The 23605-nt window shown below is 51.9% G+C and carries 11 protein-coding genes and 4 pseudogenes; 4 read left to right on the forward strand and 11 right to left on the reverse strand.

The genetic code is table 11. The annotated features are described in order from the left end of the window. The 5 genes and pseudogenes from GM30_RS05485 to GM30_RS05515 form a co-directional block, all read right to left on the reverse strand. Nucleotides 1-1025, reverse strand: a pseudogene (locus tag GM30_RS05485) (VENN motif pre-toxin domain-containing protein); the annotation flags it as partial. A 164-nt stretch (nt 1026-1189) separates the two neighbouring features. Continuing rightward, a complete protein-coding gene (locus tag GM30_RS05490) occupies nt 1190-1651 on the reverse strand; it encodes an immunity 42 family protein (protein WP_049847802.1) in 462 nt (153 codons plus the stop codon). Continuing rightward, a pseudogene (locus GM30_RS28160) lies at nt 1648-5789 on the reverse strand (hemagglutinin repeat-containing protein); the annotation flags it as partial. The pseudogene GM30_RS28160 and the gene GM30_RS05490, both read right to left, overlap by 4 nt. Before the next feature lie 2307 nt (nt 5790-8096). Then, nucleotides 8097-10346, reverse strand: a pseudogene (locus GM30_RS28165) (autotransporter outer membrane beta-barrel domain-containing protein); the annotation flags it as partial. Between the two features lie 177 nt (nt 10347-10523). Continuing rightward, nucleotides 10524-12218 carry a ShlB/FhaC/HecB family hemolysin secretion/activation protein gene (locus GM30_RS05515; protein ID WP_049847807.1) on the reverse strand — a complete coding sequence of 565 codons (1695 nt, stop codon included), beginning with the start codon at nt 12216-12218 and terminating at the stop codon, nt 10524-10526. A 316-nt stretch (nt 12219-12534) separates the two neighbouring features. Here GM30_RS05515 and GM30_RS05520 point away from each other — a divergent pair, with 316 nt between their 5' ends. The 3 genes from GM30_RS05520 (at nt 12535) to GM30_RS05530 (ending at nt 16632) form a co-directional block, all read left to right on the forward strand. Continuing rightward, complete coding sequence (locus tag GM30_RS05520; protein ID WP_049847808.1) at nt 12535-13434, forward strand: helix-turn-helix transcriptional regulator; 900 nt, start codon at nt 12535-12537, stop codon at nt 13432-13434. A 189-nt stretch (nt 13435-13623) separates the two neighbouring features. Further along, nucleotides 13624-14937 carry a glycoside-pentoside-hexuronide (GPH):cation symporter gene (locus GM30_RS05525; protein ID WP_049847809.1) on the forward strand — a complete coding sequence of 438 codons (1314 nt, stop codon included), beginning with the start codon at nt 13624-13626 and terminating at the stop codon, nt 14935-14937. Between the two features lie 48 nt (nt 14938-14985). Then, nucleotides 14986-16632: a glycoside hydrolase family 43 protein gene (locus GM30_RS05530; protein ID WP_049847810.1), complete on the forward strand. Its 1647-nt coding sequence runs from the start codon at nt 14986-14988 to the stop codon at nt 16630-16632. Between the two features lie 25 nt (nt 16633-16657). Here the strand turns inward: GM30_RS05530 and cueP are convergent, their stop codons facing one another. The 5 genes from cueP to GM30_RS05555 all read right to left on the reverse strand — a co-directional run bounded on the left by cueP (nt 16658) and on the right by GM30_RS05555 (nt 22476). After that, entirely contained in the window at nt 16658-17197 is a 540-nt protein-coding gene (cueP, locus tag GM30_RS05535) for a copper-binding periplasmic metallochaperone CueP (RefSeq protein ID WP_049847811.1), read from the reverse strand. Between the two features lie 157 nt (nt 17198-17354). After that, on the reverse strand, nt 17355-18704 hold the full coding sequence (locus GM30_RS05540) for a GntP family permease (RefSeq protein WP_049847812.1): 1350 nt from the start codon (nt 18702-18704) through the stop codon (nt 17355-17357). A gap of 102 nt (nt 18705-18806) precedes the next feature. Further along, complete coding sequence (locus tag GM30_RS05545; RefSeq protein WP_049847813.1) at nt 18807-20774, reverse strand: YjhG/YagF family D-xylonate dehydratase; 1968 nt, start codon at nt 20772-20774, stop codon at nt 18807-18809. 9 nt (nt 20775-20783) lie between these two features. Continuing rightward, nucleotides 20784-21689 (reverse strand): dihydrodipicolinate synthase family protein, encoded by a 906-nt coding sequence (locus GM30_RS05550; protein ID WP_049847814.1) that lies wholly within the window; start codon nt 21687-21689, stop codon nt 20784-20786. 4 nt (nt 21690-21693) lie between these two features. Beyond that, entirely contained in the window at nt 21694-22476 is a 783-nt protein-coding gene (locus GM30_RS05555; RefSeq protein ID WP_049847815.1) for an IclR family transcriptional regulator, read from the reverse strand. 231 nt (nt 22477-22707) lie between these two features. Between GM30_RS05555 and GM30_RS23825 the strand changes: the two are divergent. Then, a pseudogene (locus GM30_RS23825) lies at nt 22708-22824 on the forward strand (HAD-IB family hydrolase); the annotation flags it as partial. A gap of 132 nt (nt 22825-22956) precedes the next feature. Here GM30_RS23825 and GM30_RS05560 read toward each other — a convergent pair. Beyond that, entirely contained in the window at nt 22957-23577 is a 621-nt protein-coding gene (locus GM30_RS05560) for a DapH/DapD/GlmU-related protein (protein WP_049847816.1), read from the reverse strand. Between the last annotated feature and the right edge of the window lie 28 nt (nt 23578-23605).

The following is a 23605-nucleotide window of genomic DNA, read 5'->3' on the forward strand; positions in this document are numbered from 1 at the left end:
TCCACCAGTTCTTCATCGAATTGTCGAGCTTCTTTAGAGCTTAAGAAGTTATTCTCAACCGCATTCTTGCCGCTCTGCGCACCAACAGCCGCTGACGCGGTGCTGTCACCGGCAATACCGCCTGCCATACCTGCAGATATCGTTGCCAGGGTGCTTATCGTCTGTTTCTGCTCTTCGCTGAGATCAGACTGCTTCACGCCCGGATACAGCATTCCGGCAATCGCTCTGGCTGCCAGTTCTCCCGTTGCGGCCCCCGCCGCACCCGCAGCGGCATTATTACCCTGCAACGCAGCAACTGCGCCGCCCAGGATGGCATGGACGATGGCGTTAACTGCTGTATTGTCTTCCGTAGGCCCCTTCAGCAGATGAACCAGTTCCGGTGCTGATACTCCAGCCAGTGCTGCGCCAACGTCACCCCCAGCCAGCCCCTGAAGCGCGGCTGTTGCGGCCTGAATACCCCGCTGGATATCACTGCCGGTGCCGTACTTCGCCATCTCCGCTTTGTACTCAGGCGATTTCTGTAGCTTTTCAAGCCAGGCCTGACGCTCTTTTTCTGTCGCCCCCGGCTTAAGGTCACCGTATTTTTCTTTCGCTGCATTTAGAGCATTGAGCTCACCCTGTGTGCGGGCAATATCTGCTGCCTGGCTGCCAATATCACTGATAAGACCCACTTCCTGCAGACGGTTCTGCTCTTTCTCCTTGTCAAAGATAGGGCTGATACTGTCGTTGGCATGTTCCGGGTCACGGCTGAGATCCGCGATATCCTGTTTCTGGTTGTCCTTATCACGAATGGTGATGGTGCCATCCGCCACCGCCGCCTGGGTTGTGCCTTCTGCATGTCCACTGCTGCCACCGGAGGATATCATCCCGCCCGGCATGTTGCCTTTAAACTGGTCGCCACCAAAACTCCTGCCGCCGCTCAGGCTGATGCCACTGTGGCTGACTTTATAATCCGCCTCGTTGTGAAGGTCGCTGAATCCCAGCGTGCCCGTATCGAGGTGGTTTTTATCTGCCGTTGCTGTTGAAGGATACAGTTATCGGTCAGAGGACATGATGGGAAAAAATGGAATCCAAGCACAGTAGCAGCTTCATCAGACGCATCAGTATTTTTCCATCCGCGCGTAATAACCCATGTTTGCTTCATGGTTCAGCGTTGAATAAAAAAACCGCCTTGATGATCAATATGGTTTTATAAATGGCAATCTTGTAATTTATTAATTACATCAAGGACTGTTCCTGACGGGAGAACCGTTTCGTTTATCCGCTCGTCAGTATCAGTACTCCATACAAGCCGATCGCCGTCACTTGTCTTGATAAAGTAAAGATAACAATGGTTATCTTCCATCGGGACACACGTCATATCAAATAACCCATCAATCAATTTTTCACCGTCGCCAAGAAAATAATCGCTTGCATTCTTGTAAAGCTCACTCGAACCAACATCTAAATCGTTAATAACAAGTTGATTAATTGGTGCTTTTGAATAAAAACCGAACGTGGTTCGTAACTCAAAAGCGTCTACGGTACCAAACACTTTTTTACCTTCAATATATAAAGCAAAAAGGCCATTTTTCCAGATGTCATCCGGTTCGTTCCAGCATTCAACAACATCGAACTGGAGTGCAAAACGAAATGGATCGCCATAAATCATTTTATCTTTACTCCCAATTGTTTTTGGATTGCAGTTGGTATTTGATCTCTGGTCAAAGCATTTTTATCTGCTGTACTACCGTTCCAATGGTACTCACCATTCGTACCAACAAAGCGATGTACATTCCCTTGGCTATCAACTGCAAATCTAACCTCTTTATTTGGATATTGTTTTGTACTCGGAATTGATTGCTCAAAAAGCTTTAGTGAATCTTGAGGTTCAATCCCAGCGTTAGGTCTATTACCAAACCCACCCAAGGTGTGCTTAGAATTTGATTGATAGACTAATCCATTGCTGGCTTTCGTTGGGGTAGGTACAGGCATTGCGCTTCCTCTGCCTTTGCCAATTCCCGCAACAATCCCGGCCACACTGGTTCCGGCTACCTGCGCTAAAGAATTCACCGCAAGTTGTTTCGCTTCTGGCGAATCACCGGACATCAGCGCATTGTGGATCGCTGTATTTCTGTCTGCTTCAAGCTGTGGTAGTACCGCCTGAAGGTAAGCCCATTCCTGCTTCTCTTCAGTTGTCAGACTGCCTATATTGTGAAGTTTATCACCAAGTTCACCAAGACGACTTGCGTATGTCGTCTGCAGGACGCCAACTTCATTAGCTTTATCAACACAGGCTTTTGCTCCTTTACACTCAACTACACTATTATGCTGTTCAGCATTGATTTTTTTGTACTTTTCAGTAATTCCGGCTTCACAGCCAGCATTACCCTGACACTGAGATAGCTCTTTAATGCGATCCTGGTTCTGAACGACACTCAGCGAGTTATTCTCAACAGCATTCTTCCCGGCCTGTGCCCCGGTCAGCGCACCAGAAGTGCTGTCACCAGCGATACCCCCTGCAAGACCAGACGCCACGGTACTGAGCGCCACAACCAGCTGTTTCTGCTCTTCACTCAGTTTGTCTTTCGGGATATTCGGAAAGAGCTGTTGCGCAATCAGCTCTCCTGTTGCCGCACCTGCAGCACCTGCCGCTGCATTACCGCCGTTCAGTTGCGCAGTGACTGCCCCCAGAATAGCATGAGCAACGGCTTTAGCTGCCTCGTTATCGTCAATGCCCATGCCATGGCCGATAAGATTTGCCAGCTCTGGTGCAGATGCCCCGGCAAGTGCCCCGGCGATATTCCCGCCAGCCAGCCCCTGAAGCACCGCGGTCGCTGCCTGAATACCACGCTGCAAATCACTACCGGTACCATAATCCTGCATGACCGTCCGGCCTGCCTGGTCTGCGATTTCCTGTGTGGTCGGACTGCTGTTACCTTCTTTCATCAGCTGGTCTTTCGCCGCCGCCAGCGCTGCCGGGTCTTTCATTGCTTTCGCTTTAGCAATCTCCCCCTGCGTTCTGGCAATATCCATGGCCTGACTGCCAATCTCACCAATCAGCTGAATTTCCTGCAGACGGTTCTGTTCTTTCTCCTTGTCAAATATCGGGCTGATGCTGCCGTTGGCATGTTCCGTGTCGCGGCTCAGGTCTGCCACATCCTGCTTCTGGTTATCCTTGTCACGGATGATGATGGTGCCGTCGCTTACCGCTGCCTGCGTGGTGCCTTCTGCATGACCGCTGTTACCACCGCCTGCCAGCAGGGTGTTTGCCATGTTCCCGGCGAACTCTTTACCAATATTGCCACCCGTACTGAAACCCGCACCCTGATGTTCTGTTTTGTAGTCAGCTTCGTTGTGAATGTCACTGAAACCCAGCGTGCCGGTATCCAGCCGGTTTTTATCTGCCGGACCGGTGGAGGCTATCACCCCGCCATCCAGCTGGGTGTGGCTACCCACCGTTACATCAAAGCCCCCGTCGCCGGCGAAAATACCCGTCTGCTCCTGTACCGAGTCATAATCGCTCTTCATTTTGTCACGGCTGGCACTGACACTTGCCTGGGCGGTACCGGCACCGAAGGTATAGCCAACACCACCACTGATACTGCTCTGTTTGCTGTCATAATGGTCGCTGTCCTGCGTGCTGGTGACGGTCAAATCGCGACCGACATTCGCCGTTACCTGATGACCACTGACCTGCGCGCCGGCGAGGGTGGTATCCCGGCCACTGTTGATGGTGACCTGATGACCGGCATCTACCGTGGTTTCGTTCTGCCAGGTACCGTTTCCTTTCTCATGCCCCTTGCTGCTGTTGACGTTCGCTGACACGCTGATACCTGTACCGCCGGTGCCAGCGCCAATAGCGACGCCGATACCGCCACCACTACTGCTGTTTTTGCCGGTGGTTTTTTGTGTATCCTGCGAGGCAATCAGGTTGACATCCCGCGCAGCATCCAGTGTGACATCCTTACCGGCCTTCACTTCACTGCCCACGATGGTGATATCGTTGTCTGTGGCGGTAATGGTGACGTTGTTGCCTGCGTTTAACCGACTGCCTGTCGTCGAATCCTGCTCCATATGAGAGGTCGATTTTGACGACTGTGTTCCCAGAGACGCACTGATACCGATGGTATTGTTGTTAGATTTATCACCGCCGCCTTTTGCCTGATCCAGTGCGACTGCCTGTCCGGCCTGCACGCCTGAGAGTATGGCTTTAGTCCCCTGTAAAGCGGCCAGCCGGGAGTCGCTGCTATTCTTCGCGCTCTGGGTCGCCGAGACGACGTTGTTTACCGCACTGCCAGCCATACCTGACAACGCCACCGTCAGCCCGCTGGTTTTTTGCTCAAACCGCTCGTCGCGGGTGCGTTTGTCGTGCCCCGGCTCGATCAACACGTTGCCGCCAGTGACAGCAAGATCCTCATGAGCGATGACGTCAGCACCGCCAATGTTCGTCTGGTTGCCCGCAGAAATCGCCACGCTACCGCCCGTCGAGCCCACAGTGCTGAAGCTCTGACTCTGTGTGGTGCCTTTCTCCCGAAGATTATGGGTGGTCTTACTGCTGCCGATGCTAAACCCGATGCCGCCAGTACCCATCAGACCTGATTTTTTCGTTTCCTTAAAGCGCCAGGTGGTATTGGTGTTAGTGGCAGCGATGATGTCCACATTGTTACCGCCATTCAACGCCACATCGCCATCGCCCGCGACAGCAGAGCCTTTGACCAGCAGATTATTTCCTGCGCTGACCGTCACCTTATCGCCCGAAAGCAATGAACCGACCTCACGGGTAGCACTGTCTTCTTCAAAGGTGTGAGTCGTTTTTTTGCTGAGAAAACCGCCGCTTTTCTTCTTCTCTTCTTTGTAGTGATAATCACTTTCGGTGGCGGTGGTCAGCGTGACATCACGCCCGGCGCTGAGCGCAATATCACCGTTAGTGGTCGCGGATGAGGCTTCTGATGAGATATCCCGTCCGGCAACAATGGTGGTGTCGCCGCCGCTGGCGATTTCCGTTCCCTGCTGACGTACCGACTCATTAATCACGGTTTTGTTACTGCTACGACTGCTGTTGCCTTTTGTTGTGGCTTTTTCCTTGNGGCTGCCAGCGTCAGGTCGTCACCGGCAGAAACCGTCGTGCGTACTACGCCAGTGGCGTGGCTTTCATTTTTGCCCTTGCGGTGATTTTCGCGATGAGTTCCGGCGTTGAGATTAAGATCATTGCCAGCAGTGAGCCAGGCGCTGTCGCCCGCGCTGACGTTGCTTGCCGCCACGTTCAGGTTGTTGCCCGCCTGCATCGCGAGATCGCCACCTGCGGTGATACTGCTGCTCTGACGGCTCACCGAGGTGTTGTTGATATCACCTTTGCCTCTGAACCTGGTGCGACTCTCGTTCTCTGCGATCTCATTTGCAGTAACGTTAATATTGCCTTTCGCCGCTATGGTGAGGTCGCCGCCAGCAGCGACGTTAGCGCCAGTGACGTTGATATCTTTCCCGGCGGAAAGATCGAGGGAATCCTTTGCGGTGATGGAGGCTGTCGGGCCGACGTCCGTCCCTGAAACATGGACATTGCCGAGCCACCCCTTCGCATTAATATCCCACAGCTCTGTTCGGGTGACATTGTTGATGCTGCCAGTCACGCTTTCCAGTTGCAGGGCTTTGCCGCTGATCGCTGAGCTGATGTTGTTGATGTCACCCAGCGCGCTCAATGCAAGGTTTCCGCCTGCATTCAACAGCCCTGAGTTCAGGTTGCTGAGGCTGTTGTTGCTGTCGATAGCTAATGCATTCTGCGCAGCAATAGTGCTGCCATCGTTGATGACAGCACCGCCAGCCAGCTGAACGTTGTTACCGCTGATGACGCTGCCGTTCTGCACGGCAATGTCTTTCGGCGACAGGTACACTTTCGGGATCATCACCGTCTGGCCATTGATGGTTGCGGATTCCCACCACAGGATGCTCTGATCGAGCGCGGCGATCTGCTCTGCCGTCAGCGCGACGCCAAACTGCAGACCGAGTGCGTTCTGCGCGGCCGCAGCGTTATCCATCAGGTAGCGCATCTGATCCAGGTCAGAGCCGAGACCGTTGATGTAGCGTGAACCGGTCTGGTTAAGGATGTAATTACTGACGTAGCGGGTATCAAATGCCGCATCACCGAGGAAGCGATAGTCGTTGTCCGGGGTGAGGCCGAGATGGTCGAGGAAATACGACGATCCCAGGAACTGGTTCTGATCGGTAAGCGCACTGTTCGTTTCTCGCGGTGCATCGCCCGGTTGCATACCCAGCAGCGCATAAAGGTCACCATACAGGCTGGGGTCGAGCTGACCGAGTCCGTCCAGTTTCGGGTTAACAGTAATAAGATAAGGGCTGTCCGGGTCAGTGGAGGTTACAAAATAGCCGTCATTGCCTGAAGGGAGGGGATAAGCGCTGGTACCTGAATTATCCAGCGGATCGCCACCCGTCAGGTTTTGTAATGCATCATTGACTTCATCGCGCCATTTGGGGGAGTTGACTGCGACAGTGTCCGCGTCCGTGAGCGATTGTGTGTGTTCAACATCACTAACGGCCTGTTGACTGAGCGGTGCCAGTGACGGGGTAGTGATAGCGTTACTAATCTGTCCTGTACTGGCGGAGGCACTGGTATTACTGATATCACTGGTGAAAGTGGCGTTAACATTGCCACCGGCCTGGATAACAGAGCGATAGATTTGACCGTTCTCCGTTTGAATATCTTTCCCGGATAAAATAAAAGTAAGGACAGTATTTGCCGGGAGGGAAACATACACATCGCCTCCAGGTTCCATGATATCCGACATAGAACCTGTCGCGGCAGAACCATCGAAAGTGTAAACCCGATATTCAGAGACAAGGCTGTCCTGCCAGGACTGGTTATTTAAAACCGTACCTTCCAGTGTGATATTACGATCGGCAAGAACATTACTCGCCTGATTCTCCAGGGTTCCGGCAGCAATTGAAATATCTCGCGCCGCATATATCCTGCTCGCACCACCTTTACTGGTAACTGAAGTCCCGGTTTCTGAAAACAGGACTTCTTTTTTCAGGAAACCACTGTAAGGCGCGTAAGAATAGTCATAATGTTCTTCGCGTATACAGGAGCCGTTTGGACCGCAACTACCCCATTGGAAACGCTTAAATTTATAGTTAACCCCCACACTGCCATTTGGCATGTCAGCAATATTGACCGATATTGACGGTTTATTGGCACTAAAGATATTTGTTGTGGTGACAGCTTTTAGCTCATCTCGTGTATTCAAGAGATGATCCGTCTTCATCGTAATATCACCCCTGGTAGTCTCGATATTCCCGGAGGTATTAACGATCTCTGTATTCGCCGCGCCCGCTGCATTCTTCTGCATCCACAGGCTATTTCCTGCCAGAATATTGCCGTAGATATTATGAAGCTTGTCAGCAAAAAGGGAGAGATCGTTACCGGCATAAATCAACGCGGTGTTCAGCAGCGTTCCGGCAGCGTTCATCGTCAGATTGCCTGCAGCACCAAGAAAACCATTCACCGTGATATCACCACGGCTGGTCATCTGCACATCACCGTTAGCCGAAAGGGTTCCCGTTTCACCAAGCAAAATGCTTTGCGCATTGAACGTGCTGTTGGCCGTGCCGGTATCCAGTTGACCATTATTGGTAAATGCGCCGCCAGCGCTGAACATCAGACCGTTGCCTTGCATGACGCCATTACTGGCGATGGCTCCCTGCGATGTCACGGAGAGCAGATTGCCCGCCGCCAGCGTACCGCTATGGGTGAGGGCGCTGACCAGTTTCAGGGTGGTATCGCCGAGCGCGACGACCTGACCGGCGCTGGTGAGGGTGTTGCTGTCGAGCAACAAATTACCGGCGCTGAACAGTTTTCCGCCTGTCTGGTTGTTAACGGTGTCGCCCTTCACGGTAAGGGCCGTGGTACCAAGCACGGTGCCGCTGTTGGTGAATGTATCCGCCATTACCTGCAGATTTTCGCCCTGCAGTGTGCCTTTGTTGGTCAGCATAGCAGTGGAGACATTGAGTGCGTTCTGGCTCAGCAACACGCCGTCTTCGGCGTTGTTCATATCGCCATTGCTATGCAGGGTGAGGGAGTCCGCTTGCATGCGTCCGCTATTATTGAGGTTGAGCGCACTGAGTGTCATCTCGCCATTCGAAATGAGCTTACTGCCTGTTGAGTTGGTGAGGCGGTCTGTGAGGTTTGCTGTCAGCGTCTCTGCTGCCTGAATCACACCGCTGTTATCCAGCGACTGCGCGTCAATCAGTACCCGCTTTCCTTGCCATTGCCCCTGGTTATTGATGGCTTTCGTGGTGACGTTCAGGTCTCCGGCGGTCAGAAGGGTACCCGTGGCACGGTTATTCAGCGTAGTACCCGAGAGGTTTAACGCCCCGGTAGAAAGCAGTTTGCCCTGGCTGTCTGTGCTCTCCGTCTTCAGCGTGGCGCTGCCCTGGCTTATGATATCGCCAGTATTGATAAGTGTGCCGGTATTTACGACGAGATCGCCGGTCGCCAGCAGGCTGCCGCTGTGGCTCCAGTCCGTGCCAGTCAGCGTGACGTTCTCCCCCTGTAAGGTTCCTGCCGTGGTGAGCTGCCCGGCGGTGATATTCAGCGCACCCGCGCTGTACAGTGTCCCGGCCTGCTGGTTGTCGAGTTGTTGGGTATTTAGCAACAGCGTCGAATCCCCCAGTAACAGACCGCTGTTGGTCAGCGTCTGCGACTGCGTGTTCAGCGTAGTGGCCGTCATCACCCCCTGGTTCATCAGGACCGGGGCACTGACGTTCAGCGCCTCCGCACTGCTTTTACCGCTGTGGGTCAGGCGTTCGCTGGCGGTGATGTTTAGCTGACTTTTTGCCGCCTGGGTACCGGCCAGCGTGGCCTGTTTCGCGTTGATGGTGACGTTGCGCCCCTGCATCTGCGAGGCGGTTGTGGTGGTAATGTTCTGTCCCTGCACCGTGATATCACCAGTTGCGTTTATCGCACCGTTCAGCGTCTGGCTGGCAGCATTCAGCGACAGGGCATTACCTGCGACCAGTTCACCGTTGTGGCTGAGTGTGCCGGTAGTGACGCTCAGGTTCTGCCCGGCGGTCACGCGCCCCTGTGTTGCCGTACTTTCGCTGGCATTCAGGGCAATGTTCCGGGCGGCATCGATCTGGCTGTTGCCGTCCTGAGAAAGGGTGGTTGCCCGCAACGTGGCATCCCGCCCGGCCATCAGTTTTTCATTCTGTTGAGTGATTTTACCGCTGGCAGTCAGACTNNAGTCAGGTTACCACCTGCTTTATGGTCGCCGGTTAAGGTGACGTTCTGGCCTTTTGCGCTGATGTCGCCGGTGGCGAGGCTGTTGTTGACGGTGAGTTTACCGTTCGCATCCAGCGTGATATCGCCGCTGCGGGCATTAAGGTTACCAAGGTTTACCCCGACGCCATTTTCGGTCGACGTCAGTCGGATACGGTTGGCGTACATCCCGCCGAGTGCGCCGGTATCAACAGCGACCTCCGGTACCTCGCCTTCGCCTTTCAGCGAGGTCGTTGTCAGTGTTGAGCGTTCCGTTACTGAGCGCGATGTCGCTCTGGCTGCTGACGGTCAGGTTGCCGCCGGCTTTATGGTCGCCGGTTAAGGTGACGTTCTGGCCTTTTGCGCTGATGGTGCCGGTGGCAAGGCTGTTATTGACGGTCAGTCTGCCGTTCGCATCCAGCGTAATATCGCCGCTGCGGGCATTGAGATTACCGAGGTTCACCCCGACGCCACTATCACCGGAGACCAGTCGGATACGCCTGGCGTACATCCCGCCGAGTGCGCCGGTATCAACAGCGACCTCCGGTACCTCGCCTTCGCCTTTCAGCGCGCTGACACGCCCGTCTGCTGTGATGCGGTTGGCCCCGGCAATCACCGTCAGGTCATTCGCATGCAGGGCGGCGTTAATGTCCGTGGCGCGGGTGAGAATGGATACCGAGTCGCTGAGACTGCCGTCGAGCCCCTGACCTTCAATGGTGATGCTGCCTTTCGTGACATCAAATGACTGCAGGTTGCCGCTGGCATCCAGTACCGGTTTCCCGGTGGTCAGCGTCACATTCGGGGTATTGATAAATCCGCAGCCGTTACAGGTAATACCGTACGGGTTGGCGACGATCACGTTCGCCGCCTGGCCCGCCACTTCGGTATAGCCCTGAAGCTGCGAACGGTTAGCGCCGGTGACTTCGTTGATAATGCCTTTCGCTTCCTGCCCGGCTTTCAGATTGGGGTTGTTCTGAATAATGCCGCCAAGCTGCGTCTGGTTGAGTTTGCCGGTGGCGTTGTTGAGGATTAACCCCTCTTTACCGACGTTGTAGTCATTGTATTTGTTATGCGAAATGCCGGACTGGTTTGGTGTGGCGATATTCACCACCGGCACGCCGTTGGCCGCCTTGTCCATCTTCGTGTTACCGGTGGGCGTGACGGTGGCTGCAACCGCAGGCAGCAGCGGTTGCGTTGCCAGCAGGGTACTCAGCAGCCAGCTCAGGATACGCTGAGAAATACGGGTCTGATTGTTATCCATCGTTTTTGTCCCTTAAAACGCCACCGCCACGCGGTAATAAATAATGAGATGATCCGGTGCCAGCCAGTCCGGGTATTTCACGGGGGTTCCCACGGTAAACTGTGTCGAAAACCAGCGGTTCGCGCTGGTCAGCCCGACAGCCGCGCCCCACAGCGTGCCGCTGGCGTACGGATCCTGGTCGTCCTGTTTCAGCCAGCCGCCATCCAGCGCCGCCATCATGCTGATTTGCCCCATCCACGGCAGGGTAAACAGCGAGTAATTCAGCTCATTTCGCAGATAACCGCCATTGTTGCCGGAGAGGTACTGTTCTTTAAAACCGCGGACAGAGCTTTCTCCACCCAGTGTGAGCTGTTCGGCACCGTAAAGCCGGTCCGGTGACCACTGAAAGTAAACGCTGCTGAGCCACCAGAGGTCGGTCGCGACGGGACGCTGGAAACTGCCGTTGAGGCTCCATTTGCGGAACTCCGCTTTCGGCACATCGCCGTATTTATCGTGATCGTCTTCCGCGCCCAGCCAGGGCACACCCTGAGTAAAGGACGGGTTGAGCGTCGCCACACCACCGGCCATTTTTTGTGTGTGATTAATGCCGAGCATCACGCTGGAGAGCCTGCGGCTGCTGGAGTCCAGCAGCACGTCATCCAGATAATTGCGGCTGATGCGGTGCGTGATGCCGGTGGTAAGACCGGTTTTGATATCGCCGTTGCGAAACACCACCCACGAACCGGTAAGCCGGTGTGTTTCGCTGTCACCGGTTGAGCGCCACGGCCAGCCGTTGTTATCAATGGTGCTGAGGTAGTTGCTCCAGCTGTAGCTGTAATCGAGCAGGCCGTAGCCGTACGGCACGCTGACGCCGGCAGCAAAATTCTGCGCATCATGCGAGTCTGAAAAATCGCTGCTGCGCCCGCCGCTGATAAACCATTTATCCGCCAGCCCGAGCAGGTTATTGCCGGTCAGCGCACCGCTGAACTGGCCCGTGCCGGTACTTTTCTGCCCGCTGTTGTCGAAACTTAACGAACCACTGAGCGGAAATTCCGGGGCGGCGGTGAGATTGACAATTGACCAGCCCTGTTTGTCGCCCGGCTGGATTTCAATTTCCACCGGCGTCTGGCGCACGCGGTTCAGTTGCTCCATACCCTGTTCGATATCGCGCAGGTTAAGGATTTTTCCTTCCAGCCCCGGAAAGGTCATGGCGAGTGTCCGCTGCGGTACACCTTCCAGGCGGATTTGCTGTAACCAGCCTTCCAGCACCGTCAGATGCAGCACGCCGGAAGAGAGGTCCTGCTCAGTCAGAAAGGCGCGGCTGGTGATATATCCGCGGCTGATATACCAGTCGGAGACGGCGTTGGTGACCTGTGTCAGCCGTGCCATATCCAGGCACTGGTTCAGCCAGGGGGCGGTAACGGTGTCAGCGTCGCGCGGTGATAATTTCGTATTACCACTGATTTCAATACGGGAAATGGTGAAACACGGACCTTTTGTGGTCGGTGGTACGGCAGGCGCAGTCGGACGGGGCAGCGGCGTGGTGCGCTCAAGCTCATCACGCTGACGCTGGTTCTGCTCAAGCAACTGTTGTTGCTGCTGTTGAATCGTATCGCGGTCAGCGGGGGAGAGCGGTGCGGCCGTGGCACGAGAGAAAGCTACCGCCAGAATGGCGATACAGAAAAGGCACTTGACGCCGGAAAATCCGCGTAGTGGCTTCCCGTCCATTGCTTATCCTTAAGATTAATTTCGGATGAAATGTGGGCGCAAAAATAAGACAGAAAAATATATTTGTAAATATCTGCAAAGTGACCCCATTCGCATTGTCAGAGACATCAACATATTGTTCGGAATATTTGACATTATTCAGGCGGCAAACGTGTTTATTAAAACCCGCGTGCGCGACGTCCTGGTACTCACGGCCTTGTCATTAACTCCACCATCAGGCTGATCATTTCCCGTCCAGGAAAAATGCATTTTACTCCGCGAGTAAACTATGATATCACACGTTAAATATGGGTAATTAATTTGTAAAATAAGCATCATGCCAACCTTCAAAAATGTCGATTATTTTTTTGAAAAACTGGAGACACAGACCGGGCTTGATTTTATATTGCGTGCCAGGGAAGGTGTGCCGGAAAACGGGATGTATATAAAACCCCATGTTCATCTCGAACATGAAATTATGTGGTTTTATAAAGCCAGCGGCAGCTATAGCATTGGCAGGGAAAAGTTTAACATCCAGAATAATACATTAATCTATGTCAGCCCGCTAACGCTCCATGATATGGAACTGGCGTTTACCAGCGATCATGAGCGTTTTATTTTACAGTACGACCATACCGTACTCAGTCATCTAAAATATCCACTGCCTGCGATGGAACCGCACATTGGTATTGTTGCTTATATGGAAGGGAAGGACGCAGACAGACTCCATTTTTTATTCCGCTGGTTTGCTGAGGTCTATGAGAAAGGGCATGCCGGGGACGAAATTAAACCATTAATGATTCTGTTACTTAACACCGTGCTTCAGCACGCCGCTATCTCTGATCACGTATCGGCGGAAACTGATCGTCAGTCCATCTTTGGTATGATTATTAATTTTATCATTGAGATGGAAAGACGCACGTCGTTTAACATGAGTCTGAACGACGCGGCTGATGAGGTCGGCCTGTCACCGAGTCATTTTTCCAGAATGTTTAAAAAAGTGATGCAAGTCAGTTTCAAAGAGTATCTGTTGAGGAAAAAAATCTCGATGTCTGTTCAGTTGCTTCGCAACACTGATCTCAGCATTACCGATATTGCCTATAAATGCGAATTCACGGATGCCGCCTACTATTGCTATCAATTCAGAAGATTTATTGGCGTTACCCCTAAGAAATTCAGAGATGGTAGCCTCACCTCAGAAGAACTCAAAACGAACGAAATCCCTTCGCTGAAATAATCTCTGAAAGATCCCGTTAACATCGTGTTCTTGTTGAAAGTGTGATCGTCATAGATCGGTCCGCGCAAAAAAATTATATAAAAGGAACTTTTGCATACATTTTTTAAAGCTCGTTGTACTTATCTTTTATATTGAGGCCGGCCCCTTGTTCTGAAGAACTCTTAATCCTCTTATGTAAAAGGTATTTTTATGAATAACCCAGGATTCAAAGAAAAGATCGGTTATGGATTAGGTGATGGGGCATCCAATATTATCTGGCAGACCATAATGCTGTTTATGGCCTACTTTTATACAGATGTCTATGGGTTAAGCGCTTTTCACATGGGGACCATGTTTCTCCTTGTACGGGCTTTTGATGCGGTTGCAGATGTCTATATTGGTTATCTCGCCGATCATACGCAAACTAAGCATGGCCAGTTCAGACCTTATATTCTCTGGTTCTCCCTGCCTTTTGGCATTTTTGGTGCGTTAACCTTTTATACGCCTGATTTTGGGGAGACCGGTAAGATTATTTATGCTTATGTATCTTACACCGCGTTGTCGATTTTTTATTCTCTCGTCAACGTTCCGTACTGCGCATTGATCAACAATATCTCTAATGATGCCAAAGAACGTGTATCCATGCAGTCTTATCGTTTTGCCTTTGCTGCGCTGGGAGGAATCATTGTATCCGTCGTTGCTCTGCCGCTCACGAAATTGCTGGGCACAGGTGATCTGCAGAAAGGCTATTTTCTTGCCATGATCATCATGGGTGGGATCAGCACTATCATGTTTTTTCTGTGTTTCTCCATGACGAAAGAGCATCACATTAAAAGAATTGATAAGAGCCGCAAATTCCGTGGGATTTACGATGAACTGCTCATCGTGGTTAAAGATCATAACTGGCGTTGTATTTTCACGCTTAACATTGCAAGTCTTATTGCAGGAATATTAAAAACGGGCGGTGCTATTTATTTCGTTAGCTACTACATGAAAAAGCCCGATCTGGTCAGTATGGTGCTGGTGATTATCCTGTGCACCCGATTTATCGGCGCCATGTCAACGACATTACTCTACAGGAAACTTGATCGCGTATTTGCTTATAAAGCGTCGCTGGTGCTGCAGGCGATCATTCTGGTCGCTCTTTTTGCTGTCCCTTCCGAATACTCGCTGGCGATATGCGCCATTATCTGTTTAATACATTTTGTTGACTCCAGCTCCGCGCCCCTGCAATGGAGTTTACTCAGTGACATCATCGATAATGTCGAGAAAAAAGCGAATTTGTCTTTAAGTGGCCTGGTTTTCTCAACGAACCTTTTTGCCATCAAGATTGGTATCGCTGTTGGCGGCGCCATCATTGGCTGGTTGCTGACCTTTGGTGGCTATGTCGGTAATGCGGCTACGCAAACCGATCTCGCGACGTTGATGGTCAGGTTAATTTTCACCGTCATCCCAGCCGTTTTCGTTCTGATCATGTTCTTCATCATGAGTCAATATCGAACCTATACACAGCAAACCCAGTGACGCGCTCCCGTTATTACGCCACCAGTATGACTATTACAGGATGAGTTTATGACCACAATCGTTAACCCCATTATCCCAGGATTTAATCCGGACCCTTCAATAATCAGGGTCGGTGATGCATGGTATCTGGCCACGTCGACCTTTGAATGGTTTCCAGGCGTCTGCCTGTATAAATCATATGATCTCAAAAACTGGCGACTGATTTCCTGCCCGTTGAACCGGAAAAGTCAGCTGGATATGAGAGGAAATCCGGATTCAGGTGGGATCTATGCGCCATGCCTGAGCTATGACGCAGGTATATTTTATCTCGTTTATACCGATGTAAAAAATGTGACCGGCCGTTTCTGGGACACCAATAACTACATCGTGACGACGGATAATATCGAAGGCGAATGGTCAGAACCGACGTATCTTAACAGCCGGGGAATTGATCCCTCTTTGTTCCATCACAGCGATGGCACGAAATGGCTGGTGAGTATGGAGATGAGCTACATGGATGGCGGGGAAGCCGGTTTCCCGAAATGGAATGGCATCATCATCCAGCAATATGACGAGCAGCAAAAGACACTGATCGGAGAGTGCCGCAAAATCTACGCCGGAACTTCGCTGGGGATCACCGAAGGTCCGCATATTTATGAGCTTAACGGCTGGTACTATCTGCTGGTGGCGGAAGGCGGCACTTTTTATAATCACGGCGTCACGCTGGCGCGTTCAAAACAGCTGTTCGGCCCCTATGAAACGGACCCCATCGGTCAAATGATGACATCCCGCTATGACTGTCGTCAGCCGTTACAGCGTGTCGGACATGCCGATTTATTTGAAAACGGTTTGGGGGAATGGTTTATCGTGCATTTATGCGGTCGGCCGTTGCCCTCGAAAGGACGCAGTCCAATGGGACGCGAAACCGCTATTCAACAGGTGTACTGGACCGATGATGGCTGGCTGCGGTTAATCAACAATAAAATCACCCCGGATATCAGGGTTCAAACGCGTCTGGAAGCGCGCCCCTGGCCTGAACAACCTGCAAGGGATGATTTCGACAGTCCGGAAATACCGCTTCACTATCAGTCGTTACGCATTCCGTTAAGTGAGGCGATGTGCACGCTAAAAGAAAGACGCGGATGGCTACGATTACGCGGGCATGAATCCCTGAGTTCGCACCATTATCAGAGTCTGCTGGCGAGAAGACAAACCGATTTCACCTTCACCGCACAAACCTGTGTGGATTTCAGCCCGCGTTCCTTCCAGCAAATGGCGGGTCTGGTCTGTTATTACGACACGACAAATTATATTTATTTAAATATATCCTGTAATGAGCAGGGGGAAAGAACTGTCAATCTGATGATAAATGACCTTAATAAATTTTCATTGCCCACCGGGGAAGGGATCAGGATCGCCAGTGAAGGTCTTGTTTATCTCAGAGTCTGCGTCAAAGATGATGCTGCTAATTTCTGCTATTCGCTGGATGAGGATAAATGGTTCCCGGTCGGGGGGTATATCGAATACAGCAAACTCTCGGATGAGTATTTTAAAGAGAGAGGTATCGAACGTTTCACCGGTGCCTTTGTCGGCATGTGTTGCCAGGATTTCACCGGTGAACATATCTGCGCGGATTTCGATTACTTCGACTATTCAGCGTCAGTTTCAGACCATGAACATTCTGCCCCTCTAACGCCGGGGAGTTTTAGTGCCTGATTTCCAGGCACGGCGTCGCGGGCACTCACTGCAACTGCAATTCCGTCAGGCACGTCTGGCTGTCATCCTGGGTTGTAATAGGGTGAACAGCCTTTTTGCCGTTGTAGCTCACCTCTAATGAACCTTCCATGTTGCGTGGCAGCCACAGACCGATAAAGCCATTCTGGTAGCTTTTCATTTTTTCCTGAATAACGGTATTCCCTTTATTATCCGTCACTTTTACGTCAAATGTGGAATTGGGCATTTCTCCCTGACAACCGGAAAGGCTGTGATTAAAACAAGGGTGTGTTTGTGTTTCATAAGGCGCAGCGGAAAGGTAGAACTTATCACCCAGCGGTAGGGTATATGTCTGTTCGCCATCCGACAGCTTAAGCGCGGCGCTGGTGACAGAGGCGGAATAGGGGAGTGGACGGTTTTGCGGTGTTTGATCAATGGTTTCGATGATCTGCTCAACGGATTTACCCGCCAGACCATGGGCTGCAAGGAATTCGGATTCCGGCGTGGCGGCAAATACGGCACTACTGGCAAGCAGACTTAACAATAACAAAGATGCGGTTTTTGACATGATTTTAATTCCACATGAAGTAAGTGGGATTGAGTATAAAGCTTGACCTTAGGGAAAGGTCAAAGAGAGGATGCGTAAAGTAATGCAAAGGCAGCAAAAATACAGGCACAGAAGCTGGCCTGAGCCAGCTTCTGTGCGGAATAAAGACCGGTTTACCTTAAATCACCATGCTGGTCAGTAAAATAAAAATCAGCCCACAAATTGACAGAAGGGTAGACATTAGCGTCCATGACAATAACGTCTCTTTCGTCGTCAGCCCGAAGAAGTCTTTGATCATCCAGAAGCTGGCATCATTCACATGCGAACAGATACATGAACCCGCCCCGGTCGCCAGCGTAATCAGCGCCAGATTAGTCGCGGGATGCGCAGACAGGAGAGGGATCACCAGCCCTGCGGTTGATATCGCCGCGACGGTGGCGGAGCCCAGGCAAATGCGCAAAAACGCCGCCACGCCCCAGGCCATCAGAATCGGGTTAATATCCATTCCTGAGACCAGGGTGGAAATATACTGACCCACGCCGGAATCAATCAACACCTGCTTGAACGCACCGCCGCCGCCGATAATCAATAACAGACCGGCGATACCCGCAATTGCCTTACCGCACGAATCCATCAGTTCAACGATGGTTTTTCCTCTCCCCACACCCATGGTGTAAATGGCGAAAAGAAGCGAAATCAGCATGGCAATGGTGGAGTTCCCTAAAAAGAGGAACATGCTGTACAGGGCGCCAGGTTCACCGGCATTCGCCGGGCGCGCCATCTGCATAATGGTGACCAGCGCCATTAATATTACTGGCAACATCGCGGTCAGGAAGCTGATGCCGAAGCCCGGCATTTCACTTTCACTAAAGCTTTTGGTGGCACCCAGGGAGGCGATATTCCCCTCTTTTTTAAACGCATCCGGGATCAAACGCTGGCATACCTTGTTTAACAACGGACCGCAAATAATAAAGGTTGGAATACCGACACCAATACCATAAAGCAGTACGAGGCCGACATCTGCGCCGTATTCCCGGGCAATGACGGTCGGGCCAGGGTGAGGCGGCAGAAAACCATGGGCTACCAGTAAGCCTGCGAGCATCGGGACGCACATATACATGGGCGAAATTTTGGCTTCACGCGCGATGGCAAAAATAATCGGTACCAGCAAAATTAAACCGACTTCAAAGAATAAGGCAATCCCGACAATAAAGGCCGAAAAGACCACCGCCCAGTCCAGTTTTTTTGCGCCAAAATACTTCAGCATGGTCAGCGCAATACGCTGAGCGCCGCCCGCATCGGCTAATAAGCGGCCTAACATCACACCGAAACCAAATATCAGACCGATATGGCCCAGCGTGCCACCGAGGCCCGACTCCACAGAGGTAACAACTTTATCCAGTCTCATGCCACTGGCGATGGCGACGCCAATAGAGACAATAATGAGGGAAACAAAGGTGTTCAGTTTAATTCTTATGGTTAACAGCAGGAGTACAACGATACCTGCCACAACAATTAATAGCGGCATAACGTCCTCTCATTCATCAGAAATTATCCACCCTCATCCAGGCTGAATGAATATTACCGTTTCATTCAGCCTGGATAATTCAGGACAAAGGTTTTATTTATGTCAGGACTTTTTAATACATTGCTGTAAGGCCTGATTTATTTTATTGACATCGTATATACATCCAGCCCATGTGCCACCGCTGACTGCCTGAAGCATTGCCCACAACCTGGTATCATCTGGCAGATCAGGATCTGGCATTAAATCAGGGTGAATGTCCCTGGTATTTAAAACAACCGTCGCCTCCTCTCGTGAGAGTGGTTTTTCATCGAGACCGGTGCCCAGGAAATTCACTTCACCCTGGAGTTGTTTGCAGTCGATCCTGATTTCGATAATATCGCCAGTGCGCAATTTACCAATGGCTCCGCCAGCAAGCGCTTCGGGCCCCACATGCCCGATACACGCGCCCGTTGATACGCCAGAGAAGCGGGCATCGGTAATCAATGAAACATGCTTACCATACGACAAATGTTTCAGCGCGCTGGTGACCTGATAGGTTTCCTCCATCCCGGTACCGGATGGCCCGGCACCAATAATGACCAGAATATCGCCCGCGTTAATTTTTTCGTGCTTAATATCATAAATGGCCGCTTTTTCTGACAGATAAACTTTAGCGGCGCCTTTATGGTAATAAATCCCCGCCTCATTAATGACAGACGCGTCAATGGCGGTCGATTTAATCACGGAACCTTCCGGCGCAATATTGCCGACAGGGAAGGTAATCGTCGACGTTAACCCACGCGCGGCGGCCTGCTGCGGCGACATAATCACGTCGTCCGGCTCAACCTGTTCTTGTTGACGCAGAAGATCTTTAAACATCTGGCGACGCTCAGAATGTTGCCACCAGTCGAGGTTTTCTTTGAGGGTGTTGCCGGTCACGGTCATTACATCTTCATGCAGCAAGCCCAGATCGCGCAGATGCAGCATGACTTCCGGTACGCCGCCCGCCATGAACGCATTCACCGTCGGGTGATACACCGGACCGTTTGGCAACACGCTGACCAGACGAGGCACCTGTTTGTTAATGCGGATCCAGTCCTCCACGGTGGGCAGATGACAACCCGCCTGATGGGCAATCGCCGGGATATGCAGCAGCAAATTCGTCGACCCGCCAAAGGCGGCATGCACCATCATGGCATTCTCAATGGCTTTATCCGTGAGGATGTCTTTGGTCGTAATGCCCTTTTTGACCAGTTGCAACGCGGCGCGCGCCGAGGCTCTGGCAATCTCCTGCCACACCGGTTCCCCGGACGGGGCCAGAGCCGAATGCGGAATAGCCAGCCCCAACCCTTCCGCAACCACTTGCGATGTACCTGCTGTTCCCAGGAACTGACAGCCGCCGCCCGACGATGCACACGCCTGGCACCCGGCACGGCGTGCGTCCCGTAACGACAACTCACCGTTGGCGAAACGCGCACCAATGGTCTGTACCTTGCCGTTATCCTCGCCATGCCGTGCGGGCAGGGTGGCGCCGCCAGGAATGAGCACGGTGGCTTTATCATGCTGCGACGCCAGCGCCATCATGGTCGCAGGCAGTCCTTTGTCACAGGTTGCCACCCCTATAACGGCTCTGGCGTCAGGGAGAGAGCGGATTAAGCGGCGCATCACCATTGAGGCGTCGTTACGATACGGTAACGAGTCAAACATGCCGTTGGTGCCTTGCGTGCGGCCATCGCAGGGGTCAGAAACATACACAGCATACGGCAACGCTTTACTGGCTTTGATGGTCTCCGCGGCCGCTTTCATCTGGATATCCAACTCGTAGTGACCCTGATGCAACGCGAGGGCGACGGGTTTGCCGTCTTCACCACGCAATCCGCCCAGCGTACTGAGTAGCAGAATACTGTCACGATCAAGCTCATCCGGCTGCCAGCCCATCCCCGCATTCATGGTCATGCCGAAGATGTCACCGCTCGGCCGATTGATGAGCATCTCGGCGGTCAACGGCAGCTCACCGTCCGGGCCGGCGGCATGGGTTCTGACGCGATAAATATCGCGGTTATCATCATCAAAAATATCACGAACAGACATAGTGCCCCCTTAAGCGTTGACGATGCCTTGCGCGACGAGTAATGCATGAACTTTGCCTTTTGCCTCTTCTGACGCCTCCAGTATCGGCGGCAGACAATATGTCTCAACGGGCAGCCCGACACATTGCATGGCATGCTTGATCAGTGAGACAAAGGGCGTTTCGAGCGCATAAATGGACGGCAGTTGCAGCAGCCTTTTATTGAGTGAGGTCGCCAGTGCAAGGTCGCCCGCCTGCCAGGCGCGGTAGATGCCCACAGAGAGTTCGGGCGCAAAATTGGCGCTCGCCGTAATGGCACCGTCGCCGCCCAGCAGCAGCGTGTTCAGTAAGTGATCGTCGAAACCGCAGAAGACGGAGAAATCCGGACGCACCGCTTTAACGGTGTTGATCATGGTGCGCAAATGCCCGACGCTGTCGATCGTGTCTTTAATACCGACGATATTGTCATTCTGCAGGACTAAACGTTTAACAATTTCAGGAGTGAGATCCTGCCCCGTCAGATCCGGGAAATTATAAATAATGACAGGGAGTTCAACGCTGTGGGCGATCTGGTGGTAATAGTCGTCCAGGTTACGGGAAGCCACTTTCCAGTAGTATGGGTTAATGGCGACAATACCGTCCGCACCACACGCCTCAGCATGTCTCGCCAGTTTTACCGCTTCCTCCGTTGAGGGGGAGCCCACGCCAATTAACACCGGGACACGTCCGTCCACTACCGACACCGCGGCTTCGGTAAACGCCATGCGCTGACTGGCATTCATTTGACTAAACTCGCCGCCGGTTCCCAAATAAAAAAGACCGTCGACGCCCTTATTAATCAAAAAGTCGGCAACATGTTTCATCGCCACGTTATCAATCGCACCATGGCGATCAAATGTGCTGGAGACCGGCGGAATAATCCCCCTGAATTTTTTCATTACTTCAGTTTCCTTTTCTTAATGATTCATTTTTGTACCCCAGCCCATAAGATATTTGGTCGGCGCATTGCCTGAGCATGTCGAGGTACCTGTCAACATTATTTCCTGAATACACGTCCGGATTACCCGACAGGGAAATCGCATAGTTCACGCGTTTATACATATTAAAAACCGGCATACTTATACAGACGGCACCATAAGTTGATTCTTCATTATCGATGGCCCACCCTCTTAAACGGGTTTTCTGTAATTCTTCCCTGAATGCCTTTTTATCGGTGATCGTATTTTCGGTATGTCTGGTCAGTGCCAGCACATCCATAAAATAATCAATTTCGTCCTGCGTCTTCCATGCCAGTAATGCCTTGCCCAGCGCGGTAATGTGCAGCTCCAGGGTTTTACCGATCCAGCTTTTCCGTGTCGGCACAGAATCATGGCTTTCCACTTTATCCAGGTAGATGGCCGAATGGCTCTCCATCGCCCCGAGGTGGCACACCAGCCCGCTTTTCAGTGACAACTCATGCATGGGCCGTTTGGTCACTTCAAAGATGTTTTTCCGATGCAATGCCTGGCAGCCAAGCTCATAATTTTTAATTCCAAGCGCGTACTGGTTATTTTCACTCTTAATTAAAAAGCCACATTCAATCATAACATTTAATAAATTTAACAAACTACTTTTAGGGTAATGGAATTCCCTTAACAGCTCCATATAGCTTGCTACACCAACGTAAGCGATATGGGTCAGTATTTTTTCTGCCCGGATTAATGAATTACACCCTTTGCTACCCATGGCGGCCTCTTTCTGAGCTGGTATTAAGTTTATAAAGATGGAAATGACGAAAATACCCTTAGTTCAACAGGCTGAACCTTGTTATAGCGGAAAAGTGTGATCAAACCCTTATTTCAGTGAGAAGGGTTAACTTTACTCATTATTCGCGTGCAGACATTTGTTCGGATAATTTTATTGTCTATTAAAAAAGGCCAATGTATCCCGCCAGTGAAAGAATATCTGAGATTTTTCATGGCATTCTTCGATTTAGACTACACCCTGATTGAGGGTGATAGCAGCACGTACTGGAGTAAATATTTAGTTCGTGAAGGGCTGGTCAGCGATGCCGGTTATCTGCAGCAGGAAGCGTAACTGATGGTCGCGTTGAAGGCAGTCATTACAGCAATGTGATTCGCGGTACGCCGAGTTACCAGCAGGGCAAGGTGGCCCGTTGTGAACTGGGCGCTGGCGTAAGCGGTTATACCGCTTCGCGCTGTAGCGTTATGCATTTCCCCATTTCTCACAAAACGCCGCCACGTTCTCATCCTGAAAATCCGCCAGCCGCTCGATAATGGTTTCCAGCGGCCAGTTCCACCAGGCGATCTGCTGAAGCTGAACGCCGATGTGCGGTGAAAAGCGCAAACGAATGGTTTTGGCGGGAACGCCGCCGACGATAGTGTAAGGGGCGACGTCTTTGCTTACTACGGCTCCGGCAGCGATGACCGCGCCGTCACCGACCGTCACGCCCGGCAGCACGATCGCGCCATGACCAATCCACACGTCGTTGCCGATGGTGACCACCGCTTCACGACGGTGTGAGAAAAACGCGTGATCGCGCACGGCATTGACCGAATAGTACTCCGGGCAATAGGTGATGCGATGTTGTGACGGGCGCGCCATCGGGTGGTTGGGCGCGCCGATGCGTACGTTGTTGGCAATCGCAACAAACTTGCCGATTGTCGCGTCGGCCACCGTCGCGTATTCGCCGATATAGGAAAAATCGCCCAACGTGCTGTACTCCATCACGCTGCTGGCCAGCACTTCACACTGTAAACCGATATGGCATTCACGAATACGTACACTCGGGTCAATCCAGGTTTCTGCTAATTTTGCCAGCTTCATGATTTTGTCTCTTATCTTCCTGTTTCAG

This window comes from Trabulsiella odontotermitis (assembly GCF_001188485.1).
Lineage (GTDB): Bacteria > Pseudomonadota > Gammaproteobacteria > Enterobacterales > Enterobacteriaceae > Trabulsiella > Trabulsiella odontotermitis_A.

Coding starts and splice junctions, on each gene's coding strand:
- GM30_RS05550 (WP_049847814.1), bottom strand. CDS start 21,689: ATGAAAAAATTCAGGGGGATTATTCCGCCGGTCTCCAGCACATTTGAT.
- cueP (WP_049847811.1), bottom strand. CDS start 17,197: ATGTCAAAAACCGCATCTTTGTTATTGTTAAGTCTGCTTGCCAGTAGT.
- GM30_RS05560 (WP_049847816.1), bottom strand. CDS start 23,577: ATGAAGCTGGCAAAATTAGCAGAAACCTGGATTGACCCGAGTGTACGT.
- GM30_RS05555 (WP_049847815.1), bottom strand. CDS start 22,476: ATGGGTAGCAAAGGGTGTAATTCATTAATCCGGGCAGAAAAAATACTG.
- GM30_RS05545 (WP_049847813.1), bottom strand. CDS start 20,774: ATGTCTGTTCGTGATATTTTTGATGATGATAACCGCGATATTTATCGC.
- GM30_RS05530 (WP_049847810.1), top strand. CDS start 14,986: ATGACCACAATCGTTAACCCCATTATCCCAGGATTTAATCCGGACCCT.
- GM30_RS05525 (WP_049847809.1), top strand. CDS start 13,624: ATGAATAACCCAGGATTCAAAGAAAAGATCGGTTATGGATTAGGTGAT.
- GM30_RS05490 (WP_049847802.1), bottom strand. CDS start 1,651: ATGATTTATGGCGATCCATTTCGTTTTGCACTCCAGTTCGATGTTGTT.
- GM30_RS05515 (WP_049847807.1), bottom strand. CDS start 12,218: ATGGACGGGAAGCCACTACGCGGATTTTCCGGCGTCAAGTGCCTTTTC.
- GM30_RS05520 (WP_049847808.1), top strand. CDS start 12,535: ATGCCAACCTTCAAAAATGTCGATTATTTTTTTGAAAAACTGGAGACA.
- GM30_RS05540 (WP_049847812.1), bottom strand. CDS start 18,704: ATGCCGCTATTAATTGTTGTGGCAGGTATCGTTGTACTCCTGCTGTTA.